The 26,394-nt window shown below is 45.1% G+C and carries 27 protein-coding genes; 11 read left to right on the forward strand and 16 right to left on the reverse strand.

Annotated elements, in window-relative coordinates:
• Positions 1 to 6 precede the first annotated feature (6 nt).
• The 3 genes from miaA to MD536_RS06310 all read right to left on the reverse strand — a co-directional run bounded on the left by miaA (position 7) and on the right by MD536_RS06310 (position 2,966).
• Positions 7 to 975, reverse strand: a complete 969-nt coding sequence (gene miaA, locus MD536_RS06300) for a tRNA (adenosine(37)-N6)-dimethylallyltransferase MiaA (protein WP_239596836.1) — start codon at positions 973 to 975, stop codon at positions 7 to 9.
• Positions 920 to 1,486 carry an IS1096 element passenger TnpR family protein gene (locus MD536_RS06305; RefSeq protein ID WP_239596838.1) on the reverse strand — a complete coding sequence of 189 codons (567 nt, stop codon included), beginning with the start codon at positions 1,484 to 1,486 and terminating at the stop codon, positions 920 to 922. Before MD536_RS06305 ends, miaA begins: the two co-directional genes overlap by 56 nt.
• Positions 1,487 to 1,547: 61 nt before the next feature.
• The gene (locus MD536_RS06310; protein ID WP_239596840.1) at positions 1,548 to 2,966 is read right to left on the reverse strand and encodes a CCA tRNA nucleotidyltransferase; all 1,419 of its coding nucleotides are present in this window, start codon (positions 2,964 to 2,966) and stop codon (positions 1,548 to 1,550) included.
• 41 nt (positions 2,967 to 3,007) lie between these two features.
• Here MD536_RS06310 and MD536_RS06315 point away from each other — a divergent pair, with 41 nt between their 5' ends.
• A complete protein-coding gene (locus tag MD536_RS06315) occupies positions 3,008 to 3,472 on the forward strand; it encodes a DUF1801 domain-containing protein (RefSeq protein ID WP_239596841.1) in 465 nt (154 codons plus the stop codon).
• An 8-nt stretch (positions 3,473 to 3,480) separates the two neighbouring features.
• On the opposite strand, the gene MD536_RS06320 is transcribed toward MD536_RS06315, so the two are convergent.
• Positions 3,481 to 4,605: a glycosyltransferase family 4 protein gene (locus MD536_RS06320; protein ID WP_239596843.1), complete on the reverse strand. Its 1,125-nt coding sequence runs from the start codon at positions 4,603 to 4,605 to the stop codon at positions 3,481 to 3,483.
• 67 nt (positions 4,606 to 4,672) lie between these two features.
• Between MD536_RS06320 and MD536_RS06325 the strand changes: the two genes are divergently transcribed.
• Positions 4,673 to 5,521 (forward strand): glycosyltransferase family 2 protein, encoded by an 849-nt coding sequence (locus MD536_RS06325; protein WP_239596848.1) that lies wholly within the window; start codon positions 4,673 to 4,675, stop codon positions 5,519 to 5,521.
• Here the strand turns inward: MD536_RS06325 and MD536_RS06330 are convergent.
• Positions 5,493 to 5,915 carry a hypothetical protein gene (locus MD536_RS06330; protein ID WP_239596850.1) on the reverse strand — a complete coding sequence of 141 codons (423 nt, stop codon included), beginning with the start codon at positions 5,913 to 5,915 and terminating at the stop codon, positions 5,493 to 5,495. The two genes, MD536_RS06325 and MD536_RS06330, sit on opposite strands and share 29 nt — an antisense overlap.
• A gap of 51 nt (positions 5,916 to 5,966) precedes the next feature.
• On the opposite strand from MD536_RS06330, the gene sucC reads away from it, so the two are divergent.
• Together sucC and MD536_RS06340 are read left to right on the forward strand one after the other, a co-directional pair.
• A complete protein-coding gene (sucC, locus tag MD536_RS06335; protein WP_239596852.1) occupies positions 5,967 to 7,184 on the forward strand; it encodes an ADP-forming succinate--CoA ligase subunit beta in 1,218 nt (405 codons plus the stop codon).
• Positions 7,185 to 7,249: 65 nt separating this feature from the next.
• Complete coding sequence (locus MD536_RS06340; RefSeq protein ID WP_239596854.1) at positions 7,250 to 8,032, forward strand: glycoside hydrolase family 16 protein; 783 nt, start codon at positions 7,250 to 7,252, stop codon at positions 8,030 to 8,032.
• Here the strand turns inward: MD536_RS06340 and MD536_RS06345 are convergent.
• Positions 8,029 to 8,256 carry a CDGSH iron-sulfur domain-containing protein gene (locus MD536_RS06345; RefSeq protein WP_234864036.1) on the reverse strand — a complete coding sequence of 76 codons (228 nt, stop codon included), beginning with the start codon at positions 8,254 to 8,256 and terminating at the stop codon, positions 8,029 to 8,031. The genes MD536_RS06340 and MD536_RS06345 overlap by 4 nt on opposite strands.
• A gap of 44 nt (positions 8,257 to 8,300) precedes the next feature.
• Between MD536_RS06345 and MD536_RS06350 the strand changes: the two genes are divergently transcribed.
• The 7 genes from MD536_RS06350 (at position 8,301) to MD536_RS06380 (ending at position 16,631) form a co-directional block, all read left to right on the forward strand.
• Entirely contained in the window at positions 8,301 to 8,846 is a 546-nt protein-coding gene (locus MD536_RS06350) for a DUF1415 domain-containing protein (RefSeq protein WP_239596855.1), read from the forward strand.
• Between the two features lie 189 nt (positions 8,847 to 9,035).
• The gene (locus MD536_RS06355; protein ID WP_239596857.1) at positions 9,036 to 9,608 is read left to right on the forward strand and encodes an RNA polymerase sigma-70 factor; all 573 of its coding nucleotides are present in this window, start codon (positions 9,036 to 9,038) and stop codon (positions 9,606 to 9,608) included.
• Position 9,609: 1 nt separating this feature from the next.
• Positions 9,610 to 10,623, forward strand: a complete 1,014-nt coding sequence (locus MD536_RS06360; protein ID WP_239596859.1) for a FecR family protein — start codon at positions 9,610 to 9,612, stop codon at positions 10,621 to 10,623.
• Positions 10,613 to 12,421, forward strand: a complete 1,809-nt coding sequence (locus MD536_RS06365; protein WP_239596860.1) for a peptidase associated/transthyretin-like domain-containing protein — start codon at positions 10,613 to 10,615, stop codon at positions 12,419 to 12,421. The genes MD536_RS06360 and MD536_RS06365 overlap by 11 nt, the downstream gene beginning before the upstream one ends.
• Before the next feature lie 61 nt (positions 12,422 to 12,482).
• A complete protein-coding gene (locus MD536_RS06370; RefSeq protein ID WP_239596862.1) occupies positions 12,483 to 14,828 on the forward strand; it encodes a TonB-dependent receptor in 2,346 nt (781 codons plus the stop codon).
• A 25-nt stretch (positions 14,829 to 14,853) separates the two neighbouring features.
• Entirely contained in the window at positions 14,854 to 15,573 is a 720-nt protein-coding gene (locus MD536_RS06375; protein ID WP_239596863.1) for a head GIN domain-containing protein, read from the forward strand.
• 71 nt (positions 15,574 to 15,644) lie between these two features.
• Complete coding sequence (locus tag MD536_RS06380) at positions 15,645 to 16,631, forward strand: YpdA family putative bacillithiol disulfide reductase (protein ID WP_239596866.1); 987 nt, start codon at positions 15,645 to 15,647, stop codon at positions 16,629 to 16,631.
• Here MD536_RS06380 and MD536_RS06385 read toward each other — a convergent pair.
• From MD536_RS06385 to MD536_RS06430, 10 genes are all read right to left on the reverse strand, one after another.
• Positions 16,624 to 17,928: a gluconate:H+ symporter gene (locus MD536_RS06385; RefSeq protein ID WP_239596867.1), complete on the reverse strand. Its 1,305-nt coding sequence runs from the start codon at positions 17,926 to 17,928 to the stop codon at positions 16,624 to 16,626. The two genes, MD536_RS06380 and MD536_RS06385, sit on opposite strands and share 8 nt — an antisense overlap.
• On the reverse strand, positions 17,916 to 19,361 hold the full coding sequence (locus tag MD536_RS06390) for a gluconokinase (RefSeq protein ID WP_239596869.1): 1,446 nt from the start codon (positions 19,359 to 19,361) through the stop codon (positions 17,916 to 17,918). Before MD536_RS06390 ends, MD536_RS06385 begins: the two co-directional genes overlap by 13 nt.
• An 8-nt stretch (positions 19,362 to 19,369) precedes the next feature.
• Positions 19,370 to 20,452 carry a hypothetical protein gene (locus MD536_RS06395; RefSeq protein WP_239596871.1) on the reverse strand — a complete coding sequence of 361 codons (1,083 nt, stop codon included), beginning with the start codon at positions 20,450 to 20,452 and terminating at the stop codon, positions 19,370 to 19,372.
• Between the two features lie 49 nt (positions 20,453 to 20,501).
• Complete coding sequence (locus MD536_RS06400; protein ID WP_239596872.1) at positions 20,502 to 21,326, reverse strand: hypothetical protein; 825 nt, start codon at positions 21,324 to 21,326, stop codon at positions 20,502 to 20,504.
• A gap of 5 nt (positions 21,327 to 21,331) precedes the next feature.
• The gene (locus tag MD536_RS06405) at positions 21,332 to 21,811 is read right to left on the reverse strand and encodes a TlpA family protein disulfide reductase (protein ID WP_239596873.1); all 480 of its coding nucleotides are present in this window, start codon (positions 21,809 to 21,811) and stop codon (positions 21,332 to 21,334) included.
• A gap of 49 nt (positions 21,812 to 21,860) precedes the next feature.
• Complete coding sequence (locus MD536_RS06410) at positions 21,861 to 22,406, reverse strand: heavy-metal-associated domain-containing protein (protein ID WP_239596874.1); 546 nt, start codon at positions 22,404 to 22,406, stop codon at positions 21,861 to 21,863.
• Between the two features lie 26 nt (positions 22,407 to 22,432).
• A complete protein-coding gene (locus MD536_RS06415; protein ID WP_239596875.1) occupies positions 22,433 to 22,954 on the reverse strand; it encodes a heavy-metal-associated domain-containing protein in 522 nt (173 codons plus the stop codon).
• Between the two features lie 75 nt (positions 22,955 to 23,029).
• Positions 23,030 to 23,437, reverse strand: a complete 408-nt coding sequence (locus tag MD536_RS06420) for an HYC_CC_PP family protein (RefSeq protein WP_239596876.1) — start codon at positions 23,435 to 23,437, stop codon at positions 23,030 to 23,032.
• Between the two features lie 66 nt (positions 23,438 to 23,503).
• Positions 23,504 to 25,519: a putative porin gene (locus MD536_RS06425; protein WP_239596878.1), complete on the reverse strand. Its 2,016-nt coding sequence runs from the start codon at positions 25,517 to 25,519 to the stop codon at positions 23,504 to 23,506.
• The gene (locus MD536_RS06430) at positions 25,519 to 26,340 is read right to left on the reverse strand and encodes a purine-nucleoside phosphorylase (protein WP_239596879.1); all 822 of its coding nucleotides are present in this window, start codon (positions 26,338 to 26,340) and stop codon (positions 25,519 to 25,521) included. Before MD536_RS06430 ends, MD536_RS06425 begins: the two co-directional genes overlap by 1 nt.
• Positions 26,341 to 26,394 lie beyond the last annotated feature (54 nt).

Consider the following 26,394-nt stretch of genomic DNA (forward strand, 5'->3'; position numbering starts at 1 on the left):
ATGAAATCATGAAATCTGCTTTTGTATAAAATTCAGCATGCCCTCCCTGTCTGAAGGATGAAACCATTGGAAGGCAGTATCTTTTTTAAACCAGGTCATCTGCCTCTTGGCATATTGGCGGGTATGTTGTTTGATTTTTTCAACCGCCTCGTCCAGCGACAACTCTCCTTCCAGGTACATAAACAGTTCTTTGTATCCAACTGTTTGCAAGGAAGTGATGGTCTTCCAGGATTTTCCTTTCTGATCTAATACTGCCTGCACTGATTTTACTTCTTCCAGTAAGCCGGCCTCCATCATCTGATCTACCCGTTTGTCAATGCGTACAACCAATTCCTGCCGGGGCAGTTCAAGCGCAATTTTCACCGTTTGAAAAAAGCGGGGCTTAACCTGACCAGTTTGAAAACTTCGTATACTCCTGCCCGTTGACAATACTACTTCCAGTGCGCGCAGCAACCGATGTGGATTCTGAATTTCGCCGGTGGAATAATAGAGAGGATCGTTCTCCTGAATCATTTGCTGAAGCCATGGCATCCCTTTTTGCTCGTATTCCAGTTGAATGGATTGCCGGATTACCGGATCAACAGTTGGCACATCATCCAACCCTTCTGTGAGCGCTTTGATGTACAGGCCGGTTCCGCCTACGATTACAGCGGTATCGTGATCAGTAAAAATCTGCCGAAGCACTTCCATACCATAGCTGGCATACCGCGCAGCATTCCAGTCTTCCAGTATGGAATGAGATGCAACAAAATGATGAGGAACTGCTGCCAGTTCCTGCTCATCCGGCCGGGCTACCCCAATGGATAACTCCCGATAACATTGCCTGGAGTCAGCTGATAGAATCTCTGTTTTAAGTGACTGGGCCACCAAAATTGCCGCAGCTGTTTTTCCTACGGCCGTAGGCCCGGCTATGACTATACTAAAATTCTTCTTCACTGTTTTCTTCTTCAGCACCAAAGCTATCGCTCTCTTCATCTTCACCTTCTCCTTCAGTACCAAATCCTTCTGCCCCGGACTGGAGATCATACTTCTCTTCCATTTCTGCCAACTTATCACCCACCAATCCTTTGGTTCCATATTGCGACGGTGCTATTCCTTCCGTACGAACCACAGCAGGATACTCTATTTTCGGATTTTCTTCTTTTGAAACATTGATCAATTCAACCAGGAAGGTCCAGTTCCGATTGAAATCATACTGATAAATGAATTTCTGATTCGGATCAAAAATCTCGGTACCAATGGTAGTGGATTCCATCAGCAATGGCTCTACCACGTATGATTTATCATATTTCTCAAGAGAGATTTCCCTTCCACGCTGCCAGTTATCATTACTGCGGTAAAAGGTTGCCGCATGTTTGGAATCAAATTCGTAGGCTTTTAAAATTGCCTGGTGCAGATCAAGGAAATATTGCTTGTGCCGGATTGCAATATCTCTGTAAATACTGTCGTCTTCTTCAAAATACACCCTGAACTTCAGAATTGCCATAATATAGCTGCTGTTGATTTCGGGCCTAAAATAGCACCTTTTATTGAATATGAAGCCGGCATTACTGCTTCGGTTGCAGGTTGTATTCCTTTGCTTTCTCCACCATCAGGGTGTAAGCGGCTTCGTAACTATTTGGAATTTCTCCATCCAGGATGGCTTCCCGGATCGCATTTTTAATATCTCCCACAATACGCCCGGGAGCCAATCCGAAAATTTCCATGATGAGCTCCCCGGAAATCGGAGGTTGCCAGTTGCGTATACGGTCATTTTCTTCCACCTCCTGCAAACGTTGTTTCACCAGGGCAAAATTGCTCAGGTACTTTTTAACCTTAAACTTATTCTTTGACGTGATATCGGCAGAACATAAAAGCATCAGATCCTCAATTTCATCTCCTGCATCGAATAGCAGGCGCCGGATAGCACTGTCTGTAATATTTTCTTTTGTCAAACTGATAGGTCTTAAATGGAGTTCCACCAGTTTTCTTACATATCGCATTTTTTCATTCTGCGGGAGCTTCAGCTTAGCAAAGATCCTTGGCACCATTCGCCCACCGACTACTTCATGCCCATGAAAGGTCCATCCATGACCCGGTTCAAATTTTTTTGTTGCAGGTTTTCCAATATCATGCAAAAGAGCAGCCCAGCGCAACCACAGATCATTGGTATGAACAGCAATATTATCCACCACCTGCAACGTATGGTAAAAATTATCCTTGTGCCCTTTACCATCAATATACTCTGCACCGGCAAGGTCTACCAGTTGCGGGAATATAATATGCAACAAACCGGATTTGTACAACAGATCAAGCCCTATGGAAGGTTGTGTACTTTGTAAAATTTTATTGAGCTCTTCGGTTATGCGTTCCTGTGATATTATGCGGATTCGTTCCACATGCATGCAAATACCTTTCCATGTGCTTTCTTCAATGGAAAAGCCCAGCTGGGACGCAAAGCGGATCGCCCGCAGCATGCGCAGCGGGTCATCGCTAAAGGTTTGGCCGGGTTCCAGCGGAGTGCGGATGATTTTATTTTCCAGGTCTTTGCGGCCCTTAAACGGATCTATCAATACTCCATAGTTCTGCTCATTCAGGCTGACAGCCATGGCATTGATGGTAAAATCCCGGCGCAATTGATCTTCTTCCAGGGTACCCGGTTCAACCTCCGGATTCCTGCTATGGTACCGATAACTCTCCTTTCGGGCACCAACAAACTCCACATCAAACTCTTCGATTTTCAGTGCTGCCGTACCGAAGTTTTTATAGAATGCGACACTTGGAGCGGGACTAAACCGTTGTGCAACTGCATTGGCCAGCGCTATACCATCGCCCACGCAAACGATATCTGCATCTTTTGTGAGTCGCCCTAATAATTTGTCGCGAACAAATCCCCCAACCACATAGCTTTCCAATCCCAAATCGGCAGCAGCATGTGCGATTTTTTTGAAAACAAACAATTCTTTCGCTGAACAGGTAATTTCCATCGGGCTGCAAATTAGTTTAATTTAAGGGTAAATTTCAGACCATGGTCAGTTCCGCAGCCTCCTCTGTGCCGGATTATTTATCAGAACTACCGGAAGAGAAACGAGCCGTAATGCAGTCATTACGAAGCATTGTTCAAAAAAACATTCCTACAGGATTTCAGGAATGTATGCAATACGGCATGATCAGTTATGTGGTTCCGCATTCCATTTATCCTTCCGGTTACCATTGTGATCCCAGACTGCCCCTGCCTTTTATGAGCCTGGCAGCGCAAAAAAATCATTTTGCCGTTTACCACATGGGTATGTATTCGGATCCTGAACTGCTTAGTTGGTTTCAGGAAGCGTTTGCCGCTCGCTATGCCTACAAATTGGACATGGGTAAAAGCTGTATACGTTTTAATAAACCAGACCAGGTACCTGTGGAACTCATCGGTGAACTGGCTGCAAGAATGAGTCCGAGTGATTGGATCAGCCTCTATGAGGCGCAGCTAAAAAAGAAAAAATAGCAATGGTATCAACTTTTTTCCAGGGTTGATTTCATCAAATCAAACAAGGATTGAATCTGTTGTTCAATACTATAGTGTTGCTCCATATGGAGTCGGGCTTTTTGACCCATGACCCGCATTTGATCCGGATTATATAACAACTGCAGTATACCTTCCACCATTCCTTTTTCATCCCATTCGTCCACCAGAATCCCGGTTTCCCCTTCTACCACAGCATCCATAATTCCACCGTGACGTGTACTTACAATGGGCAATCCGCTGGCTGCAGCTTCCAGGATTGAGTTGGGGGTGCCTTCCATGTCTCCATTGGAAGCTGTAACAGAATGCTGTACAAAAAGATGCGCCCGTTTCATATAGTCTGCAATTTTATCCGGGGGCAAAATACCAGGAAACTCCACAGCCGATTCAATCGATAAGGCACGAACGAGTTGCTGGCATTGCTCAAATGCTTCTTCCCTCCCACCAATCATGACCAGTTTCGCATCAGGAAACAGCTTAATTACTTCATGAAAAGCACGAATGGTGACGTGTGGGGCTTTTTTTTCGGTAAACCGTCCGACTGCAAGCAATAATGGGTAAGTGGCTTTTTTAGTAGTATCCGGGTTAAATTGATTCAGTTGAATGCCATAGGGAATGATCTTTACTTTTTCTTCGGGTGCGCCTATTTTAACCAATTGCTTCTTCATTACGTTTGAAACAGCAATAATGGCCGGAGCATACTCAAATAATTGGCGATAACCTGCACCATATTTTTTAAGAACAGAAAGCTGGGTGGCATCATATCCATGAAAATGCGGAATCAACGGAATGTTCAAATCCCTGCAAACCGGCACCATGTGTACAGCAGACAATCCATAATTAGCCAAAACCAGTTCAACCTGGTTGGATAACAGGATTTTTTTCATTCCGTAGTTGCTGAAATAATTATTCCGGTTCCCTGTTATTGCTTTCAGCACCAGGTTACCAATCCAGAAGGGAAGTGAATGAATCCTCCGCCCATCCTCTACCCTGGAAGGCATCCTGCCGGAGTGAAGCGTTAGCACCTCACAACGTTTGGAGAGCTCATCAATCTGACGTTTGATAAAGGTTTCAGAATAGGTTGAACGTTGAGAGCGGGTAATACAAATTCGCATGGGTGAAAGGTTGTCTGTACCGACAATCCTACAAATGTATATTTTTGCCGGAAATTCAATTGGATTCATGCAGTTATCTGTTATTATAACCACCTATAATTCTCCGGAATGGCTGGAAAAAGTGTTGTGGGGATTTGAAGCGCAAAGCTACCGCGACTTTGAAGTGGTCATTGCAGATGATGGCTCAGGGGAAACAACACGTGCCTTAATCGAAACAATGAAGGCAACTGTTAGTTATCCAATACAACATGTGTGGCACGAGGATATCGGATTTCGGAAGTGTACTATATTGAACAAAGCCATTGAAGCATCCCAAACAGATTATTTGGTTTTTACTGACGGCGACTGTATTCCCAGGAAAGATTTCCTGCAGGTACATGCCGATCGGCGGGAAAATGGTCATTTTCTATCCGGTGGTTATTTTATGCTGCCAATGTCTATTTCCAGGGAGATTACAAAAGAACATATTTTATCACAGGACTGCTTCAGGCTTTCCTGGCTTAAGGCAAAGGGATTACCCACTTCCTTCAAAAACAGCAAGATTTCAGTAAAAGGAGGATTGGCTGAATTCATGAATGCTATCACTCCTACAAAGGCAACCTGGAACGGTCACAATGTTTCCGGCTGGAAAACCGATATCCTGGCAGTTAACGGATATGATGAACGCATGCGCTATGGAGCCCTGGACCGTGAATTGGGTGAACGCCTGATGAATAAGGGAATAAAAGGAATTCAGATCCGGTACAGTGCCATTTGTATTCACCTGGATCATTCCCGTGGTTACAAAAACACGAAGGATATCAATTTCAACAAAGGCATCCGTAAAACCACCGCGGAAGAGAAAAGAACCTGGACCGATTTCGGTATTGAAAGAACCCATCGATTCCCTAATGATCCGGTGGAGCAGCCAGCCTGAAACCTACCAGTGGGGCGCGAAGGCGTTTGATTAAGGTAAAAAGATGCTGATCCTGAACCATAGCCACCATTGCTGATTGCATGGTTCCAAGCCATTGCTGTTCAATACCCAGGAATCCATTCATCTCCAACCATTCTCCCGCTTCCAGCTTTTCCGTATCAGCCAGGTCGTAGGCACTGACAAACTGCACCAACTGTCTCTCCTCTGCAAAAAACAGTACAGGTTGTATTGCCAGCTGAAATTGCTTCAGTTGCTGTTTCGTGGAAGGTTCCAAAATGGCGTCCCAGGCGGCATTTGCTACAAGTCCATACCAGCTGCCAGCCTGCACCGGAATGGCTTTGCCGGCTCTTAATGCTGCCAGGTTATTTTCTATAAGCTGCTCAAAATCAGACATGCGGCAAAATTATAGCCCAGTTTCTATTATCTTCGCCCCAAATTTTGCTATATGAACTTGCACGAATACCAAGCAAAGGAATTATTGAAGAAATACCAGGTGCCGGTGCAGGAAGGCATCGCCTGCAGCACCCCGGCTGAGGCAGAAGAAGCCTATCGCACAATCCATACCCAGTACGGCAGCAAGTTTGCTGTTGTAAAAGCCCAGATTCATGCGGGCGGTCGTGGTAAAGGTAAAATACGCGGAACCGAACAAAGAGGGGTGGCCGTAGGAAAAAACGCAGAAGCCATTAAAGAAATCGCTCAGAATATATTGGGGGGCACCCTGGTAACCATCCAGACCGGTGAAGCCGGCAAAGTGGTTAACAAAGTACTGGTTGCACAGGACGTGTATTACGAAGGACCTAATCCCGTAAAAGAATTTTACCTGTCTATTCTCCTGGACCGCGCAAAAGGGCAGAATGTAATCATGTACAGTACCGAAGGCGGTATGGATATTGAAGAAGTGGCGCACAACACACCGGATAAGATCTTCAAGGAGTGGGTTCACCCGGGCGGACCCTTACAGGCATTCCAGGCAAGAAAAATCGCTTTCAACCTCGGACTGAGTGGCGAAGCGTTCAAAAACTGCGTGAAGTTTGTAACAAATTTGTATAATGCCTATGTGGGATTGGATTGTGCCATGCTGGAAATCAACCCACTCTTCAAAACATCCGATGAAAAAATCATTGCGGTGGATTGTAAGATGAATATTGATGACAATGCGCTTACCCGTCACGCTGAATTGGCCAACCTGCGCGATTTGTCGGAAGAAGATCCGACTGAAGTGGAAGCAGGTAAATTCAATCTGAACTTTGTAAAACTGGACGGTAACGTAGGTTGTATGGTGAATGGTGCCGGACTGGCGATGGCAACCATGGATATGATCAAACTCAGCGGTGGTGAGCCTGCCAACTTCCTTGATGTAGGTGGTACTGCCAATGCGCAAACCGTGGAAGCCGGATTCCGCATCATTTTGAAAGACCCTAAAGTGAAAGCGATCCTGATTAATATCTTCGGAGGTATCGTACGCTGCGACCGTGTAGCGCAGGGTGTGATTGACGCTTACAAGACCATGGGTAATATCGAAGTACCCATCATTGTACGTCTGCAGGGAACCAATGCGGAAGAAGCCAAGAAACTGATCGACGAAAGCGGACTGAAAGTTCAGAGCGCTATTTTGTTAAGCGAAGCTGCCGACCTGGTAAACAAGGCGGTAACTGCTGCCTAACGATCAGATATAACCGAATACAAAAGCCAGGGAACTATTTCCCTGGCTTTTTTTATCTTAGAAAGATGAAACAGTTCCTTTTTTTCCTGTTACTGGCCTTTTGTTCAAAGGCCACACTGGCACAACAGTGGAAACTCGTTTGGTCGGATGAGTTCACGCAGCCTGGCTTACCGGATCCTTCCAAATGGGATTATGATATCGGAGGCAATGGTTGGGGCAACCAGGAAAAGCAGGTGTATACCAGGGCGGATCCCAAAACCGTGAGTATACGAAATGGCTCGCTGTTTATTACTGCCTATAAAACCCCGGAGGGCAAATATCATTCGGCCCGCCTGGTTACCCGCGGAAAAGCCGATTGGCGATATGGCCGGATAGAGATTCGGGCAAGGCTGCCCAGAGGGCGCGGGGTTTGGCCAGCCATCTGGATGTTACCAACAGACGATGCCTATGGCGATTGGCCAACCAGTGGAGAAATTGATATCATGGAATTTGTCGGATACAACCCGGATTCGGTTTTCACCAGTGTTCACACCGACGCCTACAATCACATGATGGGTACACAGAAAACAAAGGGTCATCTCTTACGAATGAACTGGCAGGATTTTCATGTATATGCCATCGAATGGCTGGAAAATCACATTCATTTTAAAATTGATGGCAATACCGTATTCAGCTTTAAAAAAGAAAAGGATGAGGCGGAAGTCTGGCCATTTGACCAACCCTTCTACCTCATCCTCAACCTTGCCATTGGTGGTACCTGGGGCGGTCAGAAAGGAATTGATGACAGTATCTTTCCACAATCCCTGGAAATAGATTATGTCCGGGTTTCCCAACCCGCTGCCCATTAAGGCGTTTTTTTCGGTGGAAGGGCGAAAGCCTTCGCTTCATGTTCAAAATGGCCTTTGTGTGAACCATCGCAAAATGGTTTGTTCTGTGATAATCCACAGCGACAGATACTCACCAATGTACGACCACCTAAATCATAGAGATTGCCATCTTTATCGCGGATCTCAAAATCACCTTCCACACGAAGGGATCCATTGTTATTAACTGTAATGATTGTTCCAGCCATTAGTCTATTTTTTAAGATGCTAAAATAAGGGTTTAATTTGCACTATGCAGGACACAGAAAACATACTAACTGCCACGCGGAACTGGATCAACAACGTGGTCATCGGTTGTAATTTCTGTCCGTTTGCTGCGCGTGAAATACGGCGTAACAGCGTGCATTTTGAACTGGCATCCGCAACCGATCCGGACCAGGTACTGGAACAGTACCATCAATTACTTCAGCAAATGGATGAAAATCCTGCAATAGAAACCGCTTTTCTGATACTACCGGAAGGGTTTAGCGATTTTATCTACTACCTGGATCTGGTTGAAATGGCAGAAGAACTGATTGAAGATGAAGACTACGAAGGCATTTACCAGGTTGCCAGCTTTCACCCGGATTATCTTTTTGCAGGCTCCGATACGCTTGATCCGGCAAATTATACAAACCGATCCCCTTACCCTATGTTGCACCTGCTGCGGGAAGAAAGTATTGAAAAAGCGTTGGAACACTATCCAGGTGATCCCGACGAAATACCCGAGCGAAACATCCGGTTTGCAAGAGAGAAAGGCCTTGCATACATGAAAACGCTGTTTAATAGCGGTCTATAGACCGCTCATACCATTTTAAACATCCTTAACCAGAACCGGGGCCATCCTGGCTTAGTTTTGCGGTCGATTCCCGACCCGGTGAAAAATAGTTTGAATTGAAATAGGGGTAAGAAGCAGGCAGGTTGTCGAAAGGTAAAAGACCCTGTGTCGCTGAGTTTACCCATATCATACCAGCACCAACATGAACCAATGGCCACTACTGAAGCCAGGCAGCCCATAGTACGCACCGATTTTGGATTGTTGCGATTTGAAGAGGTATTTAAAACACATTTTAAAGCCCTCCACGCCTATGCCTATACGCTGGTACGGGAAGACATGCTGGCAGAAGAAATGGTGCAACAGGTTTTCTTCAAACTCTGGGAAAAAAAAGACACATTAAAGATCGAATCATCCGCAACTGCTTATCTCTACCGCTCTGTATACCACGAATGCCTGAATTACCTGAAACACCAGAAAGTAAAAGCGGCCTATCAGCAGTACGCAAAAGCAATGCCCGAAGCGGCTGCTGGCGGAGCCGCCCAAAAAATCCAGCTAAGTGAGCTACAACAACACCTGAACAAGGCATTAAGTGAATTACCCGAACAATGCCGAACCATCTTTCAAATGAGCCGGTATGAAGAACTGAAGTACCAGGAAATTGCGGATCGCCTGGGCCTTTCGGTTAAAACCATTGAAAACCAGATGGGGAAAGCACTCCGTTTGCTGAGAGAAAAATTGAAAGATTTTTTACCCGTATTATTATTAATCCTGCTCAATCTCTGATATGCTGCCCTTCCAATCCAACCATGCCATAGATGAGCTGCTGGTCAGCTACCTGCTGGGAGAAGCCACAGAGGTGCAACAGCGATCTGCACTCAAATGGATCAGTGCCTCACCGGAAAATGAACGGTATTTTCAGGAATTCCAGCAGATTTGGGAGAAAAGCCGCGAACTGGCAGCCAATTCTTCAGTAGATGTTAACGCAGCCTGGGAAAGGATGCGGGAAAAACTGGAAAAGGGGAAAAATGGAGGAAAGGAAGAAGGGAAGACAGGAAGACGGGAAGATGGAAAGGTGGTGAGTTTGGCGGGATGGTGGAGAAGGGCTGCGGCTATCCTTGCAATTGTTGTGACTGGTACAGTAGGCTGGACGATCTACCGGCAATGGACAAACGCCGGGTGGATGGAACTGGCCAGCCAGGAGACGACGCTTCAACAATTATTACCCGACAGTTCAAAAATCACTTTGAACAAAGGCGCAACCATTGAATATCCAAAACAGTTTGCCCGCAATAAGCGCCGGATTAAACTGAAAGGGGAGGCTTTTTTTGATGTAAAGAGAATCCCTGAGCAACCATTTGAAGTGGAGGTTAATCAACTCACCGTTACTGTTTTGGGTACTTCCTTTAATATCCGGGAAACGGATTCTGTTACCGTTGTAATCGTGGAAACGGGAACTGTCCAGGTAAGTGATGGCAACCAGTCCATCGTATTGCATGCGGGAGAACAGATCATTGCCGGCAAGAATTTAAGAAGCTGGACAAAGGTTCAGCAAACCGATAAACTCTATCAGTATTACAGAACCCGTACGTTCAACTGCGACCGTACCCCCTTATGGAAACTGGTGGAAGTACTGAATGAAGCCTATGATTCGAATATAGTCATTATCAATCCTGCCATCCGGGAACTGCCCATAACTACTGTATTTGAAAACCAGCCACTGGATGAAGTTTTATCCATCATCGCCCAGACCCTGGACATTACCATCACCCGGAAAGCCGACCAGATTTATGTGGAGTAATTGTATAAACAGACGCACCATCTTCCGGAAATTAATGATACTACTTGGTTTTCTGGGTATGATGAACAGCCTGAAGGCACAGGAACATTTGAATAAACAAATAACCCTTTCCGTAAACCGGCAGCCAATTGCAGATGTACTAGAGATCATCAGTAACAAAGGAAATTTCTACTTCAGTTACAATTCCAATATACTTCCAAAAGACAGCCTGGTAAGTCTGCCGGCAGGTACCCGAACGGTACGCAACCTGCTGGAACTGCTGTTCCCGACTGGTTTTGAGTTCAGGGAAAGCGGACAATACATTATCATCCGGAGAACCCCACTCCAACTCAGCCTGGTAATTAAGGAATCCGCCACCAACGATAATCATTATTGGGTAAGTGGATATGTAAGGGATGACCAAACCGGCGAGTTGGTTCGGGATGCCAGCGTTTATGAAAAAGACAGGCTTGTAGCGGCGCTTACCAATCGGCAGGGATATTTCCGGATCAAATTAAAAACACGTTATCCGAGAGCCAGCCTGACAGTCAGCAAAGAATTTTACAGAGATACTACTGTCACGATCCGTTCCGGTTATAACCAGGAAGTTCGTATCACACTGGCGCCCGTTGATCTACAGGGCGCCACAGTTGTTGTTGGTCCGGCCCGGTTACCCGCCCCCGATTCCCTCTATATGGCCATTCCCCAACCCGATAGCTCTACCCTGCTCTATTTGTATAAAAGGATGGATTCGCTTCGGGTGCAGCGCACGGCTCTTGGTAAATTTTTCCTGTCCTCCAAACTTAAAGTGCAAAGCATTAACCTGAGTCGGTTTTTCACAGTAAGACCGGTGCAGGTTTCACTTACTCCCGGACTGTCAAGTAATGGAAAGATGAATGCACAGGTAGTGAATAATTTCTCCTTTAACGCTCTGGGTGGTTATTCCGGCGGCGTGAACGGAGCAGAGCTTGGAGGGATATTTAACCTCAATAAAAAAGATGTACAGTATGCACAGGTGGCCGGTGTTGTGAATATAGTAGGCGGCAATATGAAAGGCGTGCAGGTTGCCGGAGTACACAACATGGTACTTGATTCCGTTACAGGGGTGCAGGTAGGAGGAGTAGTCAACTTTGTGAAGGGATCTTTTACCGGTGGACAGGTTGGAGGTGTTATTAATTATACCAATCATGCTGTGACCGGGCTTCAGGTTGCCGGAGTTGGTAATGTGAGTGGCAGAGAAATGAATGGGGTCCAGATCGGGGGCGTATTTAATTATGCGAAAAAATTAAATGGTGTACAAATCGGACTAATCAATATTGCAGACAGTTCAGACGGTTATAGTATCGGCCTGATCAATGTGGTATTGAAAGGATATCATAAGCTGGCTTTTTATTCTACGGAAGTCATGCCTTTTAATGCCGCATTTAAAACAGGTAACCACAAATTATACAGTATCCTACTGGGAGGAGCGCATCCGGATACCGGCAGAAGAGTGATTAGTTTTGGTTATGGCATCGGAACTGAAAGACGACTGGGCAAGCAGTTCTCGCTTAACCTGGAAGCAAGTACCCAATATGTTTTCCTTGGTAGTTGGGAATACACCAATCTTTTAACCAGGGCAACAGTAAATCTTCACTGGAAAATCAGCAAACATTTTTCTTTGTTTGCCGGACCTGCATTTTCGGTTTACCAGTCTGACCAGGATATTAAGTTTAACGGTTATGCCTACCCGATACCAGAAGCAGCTTACAAAACAGTTTCACTTGGTGGTAATCGCACCGGATGGCTGGGCTGGACGGGTGGCATACATTTATTCTGATATTTTTTTTGCACACGTAGGGGTAAAGACATCGATCGTTGTCGGATAAAAAAACGATTTTATGTATCGCAGGATCATTAACCTTATCCTTATTCAATGCATCTTTTTATTGCCACTTACGGCACAGGTAAAACAGACCATAAAAGGTCAGCTGACAGACCAACTACTGCAACAACCTATTTCAGGAGCAACTGTAGAAATCATTGGTCAGCGGAGAACCACTACAACAGGCAGTGATGGAACTTTCAAATTTACGTTGGTACCCATTGGGGTGCACCAGCTGCGCATCACGCATGCCGGTTACAAACCCATCCTGCTTGAAAACATCATATTAAATGCAGGAAAGGAACTGGTATTGAATCCTGCCATGGAACTGGATGTTCAAACACAGCAAGAAGTAACAGTAAAAGCCCGTGGTGTACGATCAAAACCCTTAAATGAACTCAGTCTGGTTAGCGCCAGAGCTTTTTCAGTTGAAGAAACACAACGCTATGCGGCAGCAGTTAACGATCCGCTCCGGATGGCAACCAGTTTTGCAGGTGTAATCAGCGTAAATGACGGAGGGAATCATATTGTGGTTCGAGGCAATGCGCCCAATGCACTTTTGTGGCGGATGGAAGGTGTTGAAATTCCAAATCCCAACCATTTTTCTGTTCAAGGCAGCAGCGGAGGAGGCATTTCTATTCTAAGTGCGCAAGTACTTGCCAATTCCGATTTTGTAACCGGTGCATTTGCGGCAGAGTATGGAAATGCAGTAGGAGGTGTTTTTGATCTCCGGTTGCGAAAAGGCAATAACGAAAAAAGAGAACATACCATTGAAGCAGGCGTCCTTGGAATCAATGTTGCAAGCGAAGGGCCTTTTAGTAAAAACTACAAAGGGTCTTACCTGGTCAATTACAGGTATTCCACACTTGGGTTATTAAGTAAAATGGGACTAAAAACAGTAGGGGAAGGAAGCACCAATTTCAGTGATCTCTCCTACAATATTAACCTGCCTGCAGGTAAAGCAGGGCAGTTCACCCTATTTGGACTCAATGGTTGGAATAGCCAGGATTTACCGATGGAAAAAGACCCTTCAAAATGGGAGGAAGAATGGAACAGATACGGAGGCAGGTACAGAGGTGCGACCAATGCCAATGGATTAACCCATTCGATCGCGCTTTCCGCTCGCACAAAATTAAAAACTGCCCTTGTCCATAGCCAACAGGAAAACACCAGTGATCAACAGTATATGGAAAATGATGAATCGATCACCAATCCCTTTCGTGAAAAATTCTCAACGAGCAAATGGACGGTAAGCAGCACACTGAATAGCCAACTGAGTCGTAAACAGGCCATTCGTGCAGGAGTGATCTTTCAGCAAATCAACTTTAATTTCCTGCAACATTCCAGGGAAAACAACCAGGCACCAGTGGAAGAACGTATTAATGTAAAGGATCAAACTCAACAGGTACAAGCTTTTGCCCAATGGCAATACAAACCTTCCAATCAACTCGTATTTACTGGCGGCCTGCATTTTCTGCACTTGATGCTAAATAAAACAACAGCAGTAGAACCCCGCTTTGCCATGCAGTGGACACCGGATTCCAAAAACAGTTTTGGGCTTGGTTACGGCTTGCACAGCCAGGCACAGATCATGGGTGTATATTTTGCCCGTACCAACATTAACGGTGATTGGATCCAGCCGAATAAGGAACTGGGTTTTACGAAATCCCATCACCTGGTCGGATCCTATACCCGGCAACTAATGAAAGGGTTACGATTGAGAACTGAAGTGTATTACCAGCAACTCTTTAATGTTCCGGTAAGCATCTATGATACCAGCAGTTTATCAACGCTAAACATCGGTGAAAATTACATACTTGATCCGCTGACAAACCAAGGAAAGGGTAAAAATTATGGAGTAGAGATTTCACTGGAAAAACAGTTACGCAACAATTTCTATTTTCTTTTTTCCAATTCCTTCTACCAATCCAAATATACGCCTGCTGATGGTGTCGAACGAAATACCCGGTACAATGGCGGGCATGCCAATTCACTTACGCTGGGCAAAGAATTTATTCATCCCGGTAAACAACGAAGTTTTGCGGCCAATATCAAAGTCATTTATGCCGGAGGCTTCCGGGAGACACCTATGGATGAGGAAGCAACACTTGAGCTGGGCTATGCGAAATATCGCGAAGCATTAGCATTTACGATACAGCATCCAGCTTATTTCAGAACCGATATCCGGTTGAGCATGAAATGGAATGCTACCAGTATGACACATGTATTATCACTTGATATACAAAACCTGACCAATCGCCAGAATATTTATGCCCGCTATTTCGACAGTGTCAAAGGGGGGATCAGAACTGCTTATCAGGCAGGTATTATTCCGGTAATCGCCTATCGACTTGAATTTTAATTAGTAACCATACAGATTTTATACCATGAAAAAAACTACGTTTTTATTCGCGCTACTGATCCTTGGGATTGGCGCACTACTACCCTCCTGTAAAAAAGTAAACGGCAAAGGCCCGGTTGTATCCGAGATCCGGGAGGTCGGCAATTTTACTAAAATTGATTTTGGAACAACAGGACGACTTTATTACAAGACAGGATCTCAGCATCGGGTTGAAATCCGTGCACAACGAAATATTCAGGATGTAATTGAAGTTTTTGTCAGTAATGGGGAATTAAATTTAAAGATCCGTAACAATACCTGGATTCATTCCTATGAAACCATAGAAGTATTCATTGAATCTCCTTCCATTAATGGTTTTAAAGTAAATGGTTCCGGAGACATTTATGCGAATGAACCAATTGAAACTAATCAGTTTTATACAGATATCAATGGGTCTGGAAAAATAGATATCCGGGAACTGGTCACTCCTCAGCTGGAAGCTGATGTGAATGGGAGTGGCGATATCCTTATCCGTGCAGGATCCGTTGGGAATGCCGACCTGGACATCTCCGGCAGCGGCGATATCAATATGATCGGGTGCGAAACGACTGAAATGAAAACGGAAACCAGCGGCTCCGGAGACATGCGGGTATGGGTAACCGACAAACTGAATGCCAAGATCAGTGGAAGCGGCTCAGTTAAATACAAAGGCAATCCGCAGGTAACGGTGAAAGTTTCAGGTTCTGGTAAAGTTGAGCCTTACTAAGCACAGGTCAACAATAATGCGATGTTACTACAAAGAACCTAATTTTGGCATTTGTAGTAACATCGTACTTCATGACATCTTATGACCTGGTTATAATTGGAGGAGGACCAATCGGACTTGCCTGTGCGCTGGAAGCACGGAAAGCAAAACTGAATTATGTAATCCTGGAAAAAGGTTGCCTGGTTAATTCACTTTATCATTATCCGGCCAATATGACCTTTTTTTCAACATCCGAACGGCTGGAAATTGGAAACGTACCATTTGTATCCAATAACAATAAACCTACCCGTGCAGAATCACTGGAATATTACCGGCGTGTAACTCACAGTCATACGCTGAATATCCGGCTCTTTGAAGAGGTTTTATCCGTCAGGAAAAGCAAAAAAGGCTTCACCGTTACCAGTAGCAAGGAACGCTATAGTACCAGTTATGTAATCATTGCTACTGGTTTTTACGACATCCCCTATCAGTTAAACGTACCAGGAGAAGAACTCCCCAAGGTTACACATTATTACAAGGATCCGCATTTTTATGCATTCCAGAAAGTAGTGGTAATCGGGGCCCAGAATTCCGCTGTGGATGCTGCCCTTGAAACCTGGCGAAAAGGCGCGGATGTAACCATGATTATCCGCCAATCAGAAATTGGTCAGCGTGTTAAATACTGGGTAAGACCGGATATCATCAATCGAATTGAAGAAGGCTCCATTAAGGCCTATTTCAACAGCCAGGTTTCGGCTATTCGTGAACGTGAGATAGATATTCAGACACCAGAAGGGAAACTGACCATCGCGAATGACTGGGTGCTGGCCCTGACAGGATATGAACCCAACCTGGATTTTTTGAAAGCCTGCGGTATCCGGTTGAGTAAGGATGAAGTGAGGCAACCCGAATACGATCCCAAAACGCAGGAAACCAATGTACCCGGACTATACCTGGCCGGCGTTATTTGCGGAGGCATGAATACCCATAAATTATTTATTGAAAATTCACGTATTCATGCGGAGCATATTATCAAAGATATCCGCAGAAAGGAACGGACTAGCGGAAGTATCAGATAAAATTGGAAAGCAGCAGAATTAACAGCAATCCCAATACAGAGATAATAGACTCCATGATGGTCCAGGAGAGCAGGGTTTCTTTTACTGTCAACCCATAATACTCCTTAAACATCCAGAAACCGGTATCGTTTACATGTGAACAGAATACACTGCCGGCACCAACGGACAACACCATCCATTCTGGCGATACGCCGCTGGAAACCACCAGGGGTGCTAAAATTCCTGCGGCTGTAATTCCCGCTACGGTTGCAGAACCTATTATTATCCGGATAGAAGCTGCGACCAGCCAGCCTGCTATCAAGGGCGGAAATGCATATTGTGTAAAGAAATCTGCCACCTGAGCGGCAATACCGGTATCTGTCAATACCTGCTTCAGTGCACCGCCGCCAGCAATTACCATCATAATAACCGCAATCCCTTCAATAGCAGCGCCATAGTATTGCATCAGCACCTGAACGGAAACGCCCCTCCTGATGCAAAGAAAATAACCGGCGGCCAACGCAGCAATCAGCATGGCAAGAACCGGATCGCCAATCGCCTGGGTAAACAGCAACAGTTTTGACTCTGCCGGAACAAAATTAACCAGTAAGGCTGGTAAAGCGATGAGCAGAACAGGCAATAACGCAACCACCATACTTGAACGAACCGATGGCAGTAATTGCTCTTGATCATTTTTATCTTCCATCAGGGGAATGGTTCCAAATTGCCGAAATCGTTTTCCAAATTCAATACCCGCTATCCAGACAAGTGGAACTGTCACCAGTAATCCATACAACATGGTTTTACCTATAGAGGCAGAAAAAATAGAGGCTAGACTTACGGGCCCGGGATGCGGTGGTAAAAAACCGTGCGTAACCGACAATGCAGATGCCATTGGTATGGCTACATATAAGAGAGGCACTTTTGCACTGGCAGCAATGGTAAAAACAAAGGGAACCAGGATTACAAAACCGGCATTATAAAAAAGTGGAATCCCCACCAGCAATCCCATTAGTAGTACCGCCCACTGAATACCAGAACGGCCAAACCTATCCATGTGATAACGGCTGATAACAGTAGCAGCACCGGTTTTTTCGAGCACCTTGCCCTGCATGGCTCCAAGGCAAAGAATAAGCGCCATACTTCCAAGCATGGATCCTACCCCTTTTTCCATGGCCCGCATAAGTTCCGGCACCGGCATTCCATTCAGCAACCCGATCAGCAGGGTGGCTGCCAGTAATGCGAGGAATGGACTCCATTTATTAAGCGTCATCCAGAACAATAATCCCAGTGCCAACAGAATTACTAAAACTGACATAAGCGTAAAAATTCCTGGTATTGGTTACGGTAGATGGTTCTGTTCGTATCATTGGGGTAAAAAGAATTATAACCGAACGGAAGATGCGTTTCCAACTCTGTCCATTTGGTTAAAAAACCGGTTGCCTTCATGGCAATAGCAATAGCTCCTAACGCAGAAGCATCCGCATCTTCCTCTCCTACGTCGATTGTTCGCTCCAGCACATCACTCATTACCTGTACCCACCACCTGCTTCTGGTAAAACCTCCGCTTGCAACAATGCGATGAACCGGTCCGTGCACTTTTTCTATCCTTTCCAGTAATTGCCGGAAAATAAAACAGATGCCTTCTACCAGGGCTCTTTTAAAATGCGCCTGCCGATGCTGAAAACGAACGCCTGCAAACATACCGCTAGCACCGGCATCCCAAACAGGAGCGCGTTCTCCTCCAAAATAAGGCAGACAAACCAGTCCCTCACAGCCTGGCACAACCGAAGCAGCTTCCTGTTCAAAGGAATCCAGCAACATTCCAAGTGGCGCTGATTTCCCCATAATTTCTTCTTCCCACCACTGTAAAACAATACCACCATTATTGGTAGGGCCTCCACACACAAAATGAGTGGCATCTAACTGATAGGAAAACAAACCGCTATCCGGATCTGCTTTAAAAGCGGATTGTACCACCCGGATGGCACCGCTGGTTCCGATCGTAAGACTTGCCGTACCTGGCCGCATTGCTTTACTTCCGATCTGGGCTAAACAGCCGTCAGAGCCTCCCAAAACAGGTAGTAGCTGAAGTCCTTCAATTTTAAAACGATTCTCCTTCCGCATCCATTCAACCGACTGCACATCAGGCAATTGTTCTTTTTTTACCCCGGTTAGCTCCAATGCTAACAGATGCCAATCCGCCTTAAGTGGATCATACATGCCGGTTGCAGCAGCTGTGGTGCAATCCGTTTCCCAGTGTCCTGTAAAATAATGCCAGATAAACTCTTTGATACCTACACACTTGAAGGCTGTGTTAAGTAAAGCAGGATTTGACAGCCTCAATTGCCATAATTTAGCCAGGGGTGTCATGGGATGAAAGGGGGTACCGGTTTCACTAATCAGTTTACGAACCCTGGGGTCCTGTTTGTATTGATTAACCAGTAAAAGACTGCTGGTATCCGCCCAGGTTGAAAGTGGAGTAAGAGGCGTTGCCGTTTCATCCACCAGCATCAAACTATGCATGGCTGCACTCAGCGAAAGATAAAGTGCAGTATCACGTTTACCTATAACCGAAAACGCGTCCAGCAGCAGATTTTCTGCCAGGTCCCTTATCTCCTGTGGGTCCAGCTCAGTAGTAGTTCCCTTTGTATAGGATGACTTTGCCTGGTGCAGCAGGTAGCCCTTTTCATCAAGGACAACCAGTTTGGTATGTGTGGTACCCAGGTCAAGTCCGGCAAACAATGGCATATTCGGTATTACTGTCCCGAATATAAGGATACATTTTGAGGTCCCTCAAAGCTTTGTATGTAAAGAGGAAAATAGCGGGTACTACGACGGTTATTGGCTAATTCATTTTTCAAATAATTCGCCATTGACTCCAGGTGATAGCCATCCCGCTGGTCATAGGCATTCAATATTAAATCCGAAGCTTCCCGCTGAGCCAGTTCAGGCTTATCAAGGTAAAAATAAAGTTTACTCAGAATGAAATGGGTGGCGTAACGAAGTTTCCGGTCATGTTTACTATTTCCATCATACTCACGGCGAAGTTTTTCGAAATAGGCGATGGCAGGTTGCACTTCCTTCCAGATAGGCTCAACCGATTCATTGGTATTAATTTTGAAGAGTGCGTTCTTCACGATTCCCCAGTTATTCCGAAAGCGGTTGTATTCCGGATGTTTGCGATTCGATACCACCCAAACCATATCCGAAACTCTTTTTTCGAGATAGCCATACTGACGGGTAAGGTTACCCGAAAGTTGATAAATGGTATTATAAAGCACTTCCCTACTAACCTGCGTGGTCAGCACCACCATATTTAGCAACACATTAAATGCGGCAATTTTATTTCCTACTTCTGTTCCCTGGTAGGTAAAGGTCTGTTGACGATTGACCATCTGGTATTCATCAATCTGTCTGCCGGTATAATCGCGGATCAGCACGCGGGCTGCATAGGTATAGGTTAAACGGGGAGCATACCACATCCTTTTACTAACAATATTCCCGTTTTTGTCCTTTTTGATTTCCTCCCGCTGGTTTATATCGGATTTGGTAATGATCAGATCTTCCATTTTTAATTGAACGGATACATGTCCATTAGCTGGAAGCCATTTCCAGCCCATGATCTCAAGGCGTTCTGCTGGTGACTCATTACCAAGCGCCAGCTTCATAAGCGGCCCAATATCACAGGAGAAATCATAAGTTCGAAAACTACTATCCAGTGGTAATTGTGGCAACTCCCGGTAATTTACCTGGAAGGAAAAGCGGTCGAGGTCGACCCGTTGTGCCATTGTAGTTACAACCAGCACCAAACAGGCAAAGAGTGCACTAATCTTTCTCATTTGGAAGGATTGGATTTCTCATTAAAACGCCCCCGACCCTGCTTTTAGTCTATTTTCCGCGTTTTTTCCACACATTCAGAAAAGTGGATTCCAGGCTGAGGAAATAATTATTCCGGGCGATCCGGGTCGCATTTCCGGAAGCCTCCAACCTGGCACCCAGATTAAGCTTGGTTGAACTATTGAAAATCAATTGTATAGAAGGAGCAATGTCCAAATAATGGGTACCCGGACCAAGGCCCTTCATCCCCAATACTTCTACATACAGGTTTAGATTGACCTGTTCATACGCTGAATAGGATGTTGGAAAAAGCAGGTAACCAGCAGACAAACTGTACATCAGGGCATCCTGATCGTGCATGTCTCTCATCGTTTTGAACTTCTCATCAAAGACCCTTATATAACTGGCAGTTCCGGAAATAGCCAGCTTGTGTAAGAGTTGCGTTCCGATCAAACCAAACTGAATCCCACTATTATCCCCATCCAGATTCATTTCGTCATAAATCATGTTGTTCCGGCTAAATGCGGCATCTGCAAATGCAGCCATACGGAAATGACGATGGATGCCATCCTCGGAAAAGAACCGCCATTTAACGTAGCCCTTAACTGATTCCCATCGCTGTCCTGATTGATAAAAATTGGAAAAAGTGGTACTCACCCGGCCCATCCAGTTTTTATGCAATCCGGCCATCAATTCTGGCATGTAGCGCTGACGAATCATTCCGGATTGTGGCAAATCTGCAAATCGGGCAGTCAGTTTCGCACTAAGCGATTGAGCCGGCAGGTTGGAAGCCGGATCGGTAAATACATACAATTCCTGGGCCTGGGTACCAAAAGAAAAGAAAAGGCACCCAAGTGCAATCCAAAAAGCTCTCATTTCAATTATTTTAAGCCCTGGCGAAGCACTAATTCAACTTCACCAGCGCTTGGATCAATGGATAGGATCCTTCCTGTTTTGTCCAGTAAATAAGAGGTTGGTAATTGTTCAATTCCCCACGCCAGTGCAACCGGTGCATACCAGCCTCCGGCTTCACGGGTTTGGACCCAGTTGATTTTATCTGCAGCTACCGCTTTTTTCCAGGCAGCTTCTTCTTCATCCAGGCTGATACCATAAATCTCAAATCCCTTTTTCTTATAAAGGTCATAGATGGGACCGAGTTGTTTATTTGATTTTCGGCAGGGTGCACACCAGCTTGCCCAGAAATCCACCAGCACATAACTACCTTTCAATTGAGATAAAGAAATTTCCTTTCCGGCCAGGTTTTTCAACCGGATTTCAGGTGCCATATCTCCAATTTTCGGCTGTGCATACGCAATAGTAAACGACAATGCCAGCAAAACAGAAAGAACCGTTTGTTTCATACAGTAAAATTAAGTCCGGGTGGTTGAAATCACCCGGACTGTTTCAATATTAAATCGTAACGTGATAAATGCGGCTGTCGGCAGACAGTCCTTCTTTTTTACAGCAATCGCCCGCCTTTCCTGTCTGAACGCAGGACATGGAGCTGGATTTACTGTATTTTTTGAAGTCCTTTGCCGGAACAAAGTTTTTATCAACCATGGTTAAAACCTGTTCGCCGGATAGTGTCTGCTTTTTAACCGCCAAAAAATGGAAGGTTTTTCCATTGATGGTCGCATGTTCATCCTGGGCCACAGCCAACTGATCAAAATTACCGGTCAGCTGAAGTTTGGCTACCGAGAATCCAGCATCCTCTACTCCTTTACGAAGCGCATCGATATCGATTTCTGCTCCTTCTTTGAATTCAATCAAAAAGGTAGAAGTTTTGATATCCGGTTTAACCGATTTGATAAAGGTTAATTGTTCCAGTGAATTATTAATGGCTTTTGTGCATAGTGCACAGGTAAGCCCACTCGCCTGTAAACTGGCTTTTGAGAATTGTGCATTGGCATTCATCCCAAAGAGCACCAGTAAACAAGCTATCAATACTTGTTTCATCTTGTTGCTTATTTAGAAATGAATGTTTATTTTTTACAACAGTCGCCACCTTTGCTGCACTTTCCATCTTTACAGCAATTGCCTTCCTTGCAGCAATCGCTTCCTTTTTTACAAACACCATCTTTGCAGCAGTCTTTGCAATGAGCTGCTTTTGCATGGTCTTTACTGCACTTACCGTCTTTACAGCAATCAGCAGTTGCTTCAGGTGCGCTAACAGAAGCAGTTGCGTCTTTCCGGTCGTACTTGCAGCAACCATGTAAGTTATCATACACAGCCTGATCAGCAGTAAACTTTTCAGTGTCGTAGCCTGCATTGGCAATCGCCTGCTGAATTTTATCGGAAGAGGTTTTCTTAGCCTTATAGCTTACCTGCAATACTTTGGTTTCTTCATTCCAGTCGGCACTGGTTGCTCCGGCATTTGAAGCTGCGGTTTCGATGGTCTTTTTACACATGCCACAATTTCCCCAAACCTTAATAGATTCGGTTTTCTTCTGGCCAAAAGCGATCGTTGTTACAAATAAAAAGGATACTAACGTGATGAGTTTCATGATTGTTGAATTTGAGATTTAAATAATAGACAGTTGGGCAGACAGGAAGTCTGCATAGTATAAACCATCCGTATCTCAAATTCTGAAAATGCAATAAAGCGACTGAAAATCGGAATCTTCTCCTATTGGCGGCCCATGCGCCGGAGGTAATACAACTGCTTTCAGATCCGTTTCGGGCTGCAGCCAGTCCTGCAAGGGGGCCGGGTTCAGTTCTGCTACCGGAGCCTCCAGTTGGTAATAGATTCCGGCGGCTTTCTGATCATCGTCAACTTTAACCAGCTTAACTTCGTCCTTACAGCAATGTGCATATTCCTCTGTTTTGGGCATGCCACATTTACCACAGGTTCCTTCCTTCTTTTCATGGGAAAAAACATGCAGGCTAGCATCCGCAATACGCCCCATGCAATGATGAATCTCCACCAATAACCCACTGGAGACAAGCAGATAAAGAAAAGCTAACGATATGGTTAACAGTTTTTTCAACAAGGCAAAGCTACTCTCTTTTTTAAGATTTCATAATCAGGCACTGTTAAAATCACCTGATTTTCGTCAGTTTACGAAACTCCAGTAAATGCCAACGCGGATCATCAGCCCCTGGTAGGGATAGTTGGGTGCTGCCAGGTTATTGTTGTAAAACCCGAAAACACCATCCCTTGATACGGCCGTATTCAGATTTTCTGCCCTTACATAGGCCGCGAAACTTCTGATCCGGAAATGCACATAAGCTGCGATATCCGGGAAATTCAACCGGAGAGTAGCAGTATCCTGGAAATAAAACCGGGTTAAAAGGGGAGAATAAAAATCAGCTTTGTAGGCAGTATGATACTTACCCTCTATTCCCGCTGCCAATCGAAGGTTTTTAAAACCCAGTGTGCCTTCATAACCAAACCGATGGTGGGTAAACAATAGAGGCATATTCACTGGTCCATCTCCTGCTCTTTGTTGCAATTGTACTCGGGCCATCCAGTTCCAGCGACGCCCCACTTTAAAATTCTTCTCCGCGCTAACTTCCAGCACATTGAAGAGTGCCGATGCCTGAGCGGGTTTATAAAAATCGGTGAAATAGGAGAAATTACTCACCAGGTAATAACTGGCTGATAAGTTCCAGCGTTTTAACGGATTATCCAATGAACCGTATATCCGGGTAATATTTTCTTTATTGAGGGATAAAAGCCCAATCAGGCTGAAGCTGCTGCCGGGTTCGAAAATATAGGAAGGCGTCCGGTTCACATTCTGAAAGCCTGCCTGGATATATCCCAACTGTTTACTGATGTATCTTTTGATACTTGCATTCAGATCAAAATCGGCGTTGTTATAACCAGCCAGATAAAATTTACCATTGGCTTCAAGGTCCCATTTCTGGTTCCGTGTTTTATTCCGGTATTCGCCATGAATAAATAAATTATAAAAGGTTCGTTTCCCATCAGTAAAAATTCCCGTCATATTTTGAAGGGATATGCCAGCTTTCAAAAACTGGCGGGCATTTTTTTCATCCGGAAAACTGTACAACGAAAAATCATTGATCACATCATTCCAGGACTCTTCTATTGTAAAGTCATTGGCTGGCCGCAACAGGAAATCATAGTTTTTGATATAAAAACTATCCTGGGGTTGCCGGTCAAAATACCGGTACCGATGCCGGTTGTATTGCAGGTTGTATTCAATCCGGAGCTTTGGATAAAACAGGGGTATTACAGATGAGTCAGTAACGATGCTGTCTTTCCTTCCAAGGTCATACTGTTGCCTCAACAAATAAGTGGTAGTTCGTTGCCGGCTTCCCGTATTCAGCGCACTGTTTAAGACATTTCGGCGATAAGGAACATAATCGCCTAATTGTACAGGTATCGCACTGCGTTCCTGGTAACTTACCAGGTCACCCATGTAGTCGTAATCATCCTGCAGACCGCCGTTTTCATTGGCCTGCATAGAATTGGAGAGTGCTATCAAATAGAGATGATATCGTTTATTAGGAGATGTATAATCCGAGTTGAAAAGATAACGGCTATGGTTAGTCGATTGATTTTTGAACATTCCCAAACTGTTAACCAGGTTGTACTGAAATGCGAAATTCCAGTTGGGTTTAATATTCTGGGTATGCATTACATTGATGATCTGTTCAGCATTACTTCCCAGCAGATAACCCAGTTCAGAATAAGGCCGGGTCGTCTGAAAAAATCGCACCTGATCCAGTCGCAGTTTATATGGATCAAATGCATGAAAACCGGGATCCCAGCCACTTTTCAGAATAGGATTAAATCCCAGTGGCCTGGCTGCCAGTCCGAGATTACCCAGGTACACATGATTGGCTGGAACCGGGAATCTTTTATAAAAATCAACAATGGAAGAATCAAGCCGTTGGACGGTTGAGGTATCGAGATAGCGAAACCAAATGGTGATGGAATCTTCATTACTATCCCGTCTTTTTAAGCTATCCTGCGTGGTTGACCCTCCCCGCATACCCCCGCCTCCCATACCCGGCAACCGCCGCATGGGATTTTGCGCATAGGCATCCACGATACCCAGCAAACAAAAAAAGAGCATGCTATAAACTAAACGTAAACGCATCAGATCACTTGAACCAGTTCCTTAAAGATGGCGGTCAGTTTGGGCTCAGCTGCCGCAGCGGCTTCTAGCACTTCCTGATGCGTAATAATATTTTCTTCCTCCCGGATTCCCAGGTCCGTAATTACACTGATGGCGAATACCTGCATATCCATATGGCGGGCAACAATCACTTCCTGTACGGTACTCATGCCAACCGCATCCGCCCCAATCAGGTGCAGCATTTTGTATTCTGCCCGGGTTTCGAATGTAGGACCGGTAACCCCTACGTATACACCCTGGTGTACCAGTATACCTAAACGTGCCGCAATTTCCTGCGCTTTTACAATCACCTGTTTGTTGTAGGGTTCACTCATATCAGGAAATCGTGGCCCCAATTCCGCTTCGTTTTTCCCGATGAGGGGATTAACAGCAAATAAACTGATCTGATCGCGGATGATCATGAGATCGCCCACATTAAATGCCGGATTCATTCCTCCCGCAGCATTACTCAGTAGTAAGGTGTGTACTCCCAGCAGTTTCATTACGCGGATCGGATAGGCCACCTCACTGGCAGTATACCCTTCATAGTAATGAAACCGGCCCGACATGGCCAGTACTTTTGTATTTCCAAGCTGACCAAAAATCAATTTGCCGCTATGCCCTTCTACCGTTGAAACCGGGAAATGTGGCAGTTCCTGGTATGAAATTTCTTTCTCCACTTTTAGTTCTGCCACCAGGTTACCCAGGCCGCTACCCAACACAATACCAACTTCCGGCCGAACGGAGCATTGCCCCTGTATATATGCGACTGTCTCTTTTAACTGGTCCATCAATGCTGACATATCGAATTTTTCCGCAGTTTTTTGCTGTACCTACGGGGCGCAAATATAAGGATT

The sequence above is a fragment of the Flavihumibacter cheonanensis genome (assembly GCF_022352215.1).
GTDB lineage: Bacteria > Bacteroidota > Bacteroidia > Chitinophagales > Chitinophagaceae > Flavihumibacter > Flavihumibacter cheonanensis.

What these genes read in the sequence shown, in the direction of transcription:
- miaA (WP_239596836.1), bottom strand. Translation starts at nt 975, where the DNA reads ATGAAGAGAGCGATAGCTTTGGTGCTGAAGAAGAAAACAGTGAAGAAG.
- MD536_RS06305 (WP_239596838.1), bottom strand. Translation starts at nt 1,486, where the DNA reads ATGGCAATTCTGAAGTTCAGGGTGTATTTTGAAGAAGACGACAGTATT.
- MD536_RS06310 (WP_239596840.1), bottom strand. Translation starts at nt 2,966, where the DNA reads ATGGAAATTACCTGTTCAGCGAAAGAATTGTTTGTTTTCAAAAAAATC.
- MD536_RS06315 (WP_239596841.1), top strand. Translation starts at nt 3,008, where the DNA reads ATGGTCAGTTCCGCAGCCTCCTCTGTGCCGGATTATTTATCAGAACTA.
- MD536_RS06320 (WP_239596843.1), bottom strand. Translation starts at nt 4,605, where the DNA reads ATGCGAATTTGTATTACCCGCTCTCAACGTTCAACCTATTCTGAAACC.
- MD536_RS06325 (WP_239596848.1), top strand. Translation starts at nt 4,673, where the DNA reads ATGCAGTTATCTGTTATTATAACCACCTATAATTCTCCGGAATGGCTG.
- MD536_RS06330 (WP_239596850.1), bottom strand. Translation starts at nt 5,915, where the DNA reads ATGTCTGATTTTGAGCAGCTTATAGAAAATAACCTGGCAGCATTAAGA.
- sucC (WP_239596852.1), top strand. Translation starts at nt 5,967, where the DNA reads ATGAACTTGCACGAATACCAAGCAAAGGAATTATTGAAGAAATACCAG.
- MD536_RS06340 (WP_239596854.1), top strand. Translation starts at nt 7,250, where the DNA reads ATGAAACAGTTCCTTTTTTTCCTGTTACTGGCCTTTTGTTCAAAGGCC.
- MD536_RS06345 (WP_234864036.1), bottom strand. Translation starts at nt 8,256, where the DNA reads ATGGCTGGAACAATCATTACAGTTAATAACAATGGATCCCTTCGTGTG.
- MD536_RS06350 (WP_239596855.1), top strand. Translation starts at nt 8,301, where the DNA reads ATGCAGGACACAGAAAACATACTAACTGCCACGCGGAACTGGATCAAC.
- MD536_RS06355 (WP_239596857.1), top strand. Translation starts at nt 9,036, where the DNA reads ATGGCCACTACTGAAGCCAGGCAGCCCATAGTACGCACCGATTTTGGA.
- MD536_RS06360 (WP_239596859.1), top strand. Translation starts at nt 9,610, where the DNA reads ATGCTGCCCTTCCAATCCAACCATGCCATAGATGAGCTGCTGGTCAGC.
- MD536_RS06365 (WP_239596860.1), top strand. Translation starts at nt 10,613, where the DNA reads ATGTGGAGTAATTGTATAAACAGACGCACCATCTTCCGGAAATTAATG.
- MD536_RS06370 (WP_239596862.1), top strand. Translation starts at nt 12,483, where the DNA reads ATGTATCGCAGGATCATTAACCTTATCCTTATTCAATGCATCTTTTTA.
- MD536_RS06375 (WP_239596863.1), top strand. Translation starts at nt 14,854, where the DNA reads ATGAAAAAAACTACGTTTTTATTCGCGCTACTGATCCTTGGGATTGGC.
- MD536_RS06380 (WP_239596866.1), top strand. Translation starts at nt 15,645, where the DNA reads ATGACATCTTATGACCTGGTTATAATTGGAGGAGGACCAATCGGACTT.
- MD536_RS06385 (WP_239596867.1), bottom strand. Translation starts at nt 17,928, where the DNA reads ATGTCAGTTTTAGTAATTCTGTTGGCACTGGGATTATTGTTCTGGATG.
- MD536_RS06390 (WP_239596869.1), bottom strand. Translation starts at nt 19,361, where the DNA reads ATGCCATTGTTTGCCGGACTTGACCTGGGTACCACACATACCAAACTG.
- MD536_RS06395 (WP_239596871.1), bottom strand. Translation starts at nt 20,452, where the DNA reads ATGAGAAAGATTAGTGCACTCTTTGCCTGTTTGGTGCTGGTTGTAACT.
- MD536_RS06400 (WP_239596872.1), bottom strand. Translation starts at nt 21,326, where the DNA reads ATGAGAGCTTTTTGGATTGCACTTGGGTGCCTTTTCTTTTCTTTTGGT.
- MD536_RS06405 (WP_239596873.1), bottom strand. Translation starts at nt 21,811, where the DNA reads ATGAAACAAACGGTTCTTTCTGTTTTGCTGGCATTGTCGTTTACTATT.
- MD536_RS06410 (WP_239596874.1), bottom strand. Translation starts at nt 22,406, where the DNA reads ATGAAACAAGTATTGATAGCTTGTTTACTGGTGCTCTTTGGGATGAAT.
- MD536_RS06415 (WP_239596875.1), bottom strand. Translation starts at nt 22,954, where the DNA reads ATGAAACTCATCACGTTAGTATCCTTTTTATTTGTAACAACGATCGCT.
- MD536_RS06425 (WP_239596878.1), bottom strand. Translation starts at nt 25,519, where the DNA reads ATGCGTTTACGTTTAGTTTATAGCATGCTCTTTTTTTGTTTGCTGGGT.
- MD536_RS06430 (WP_239596879.1), bottom strand. Translation starts at nt 26,340, where the DNA reads ATGTCAGCATTGATGGACCAGTTAAAAGAGACAGTCGCATATATACAG.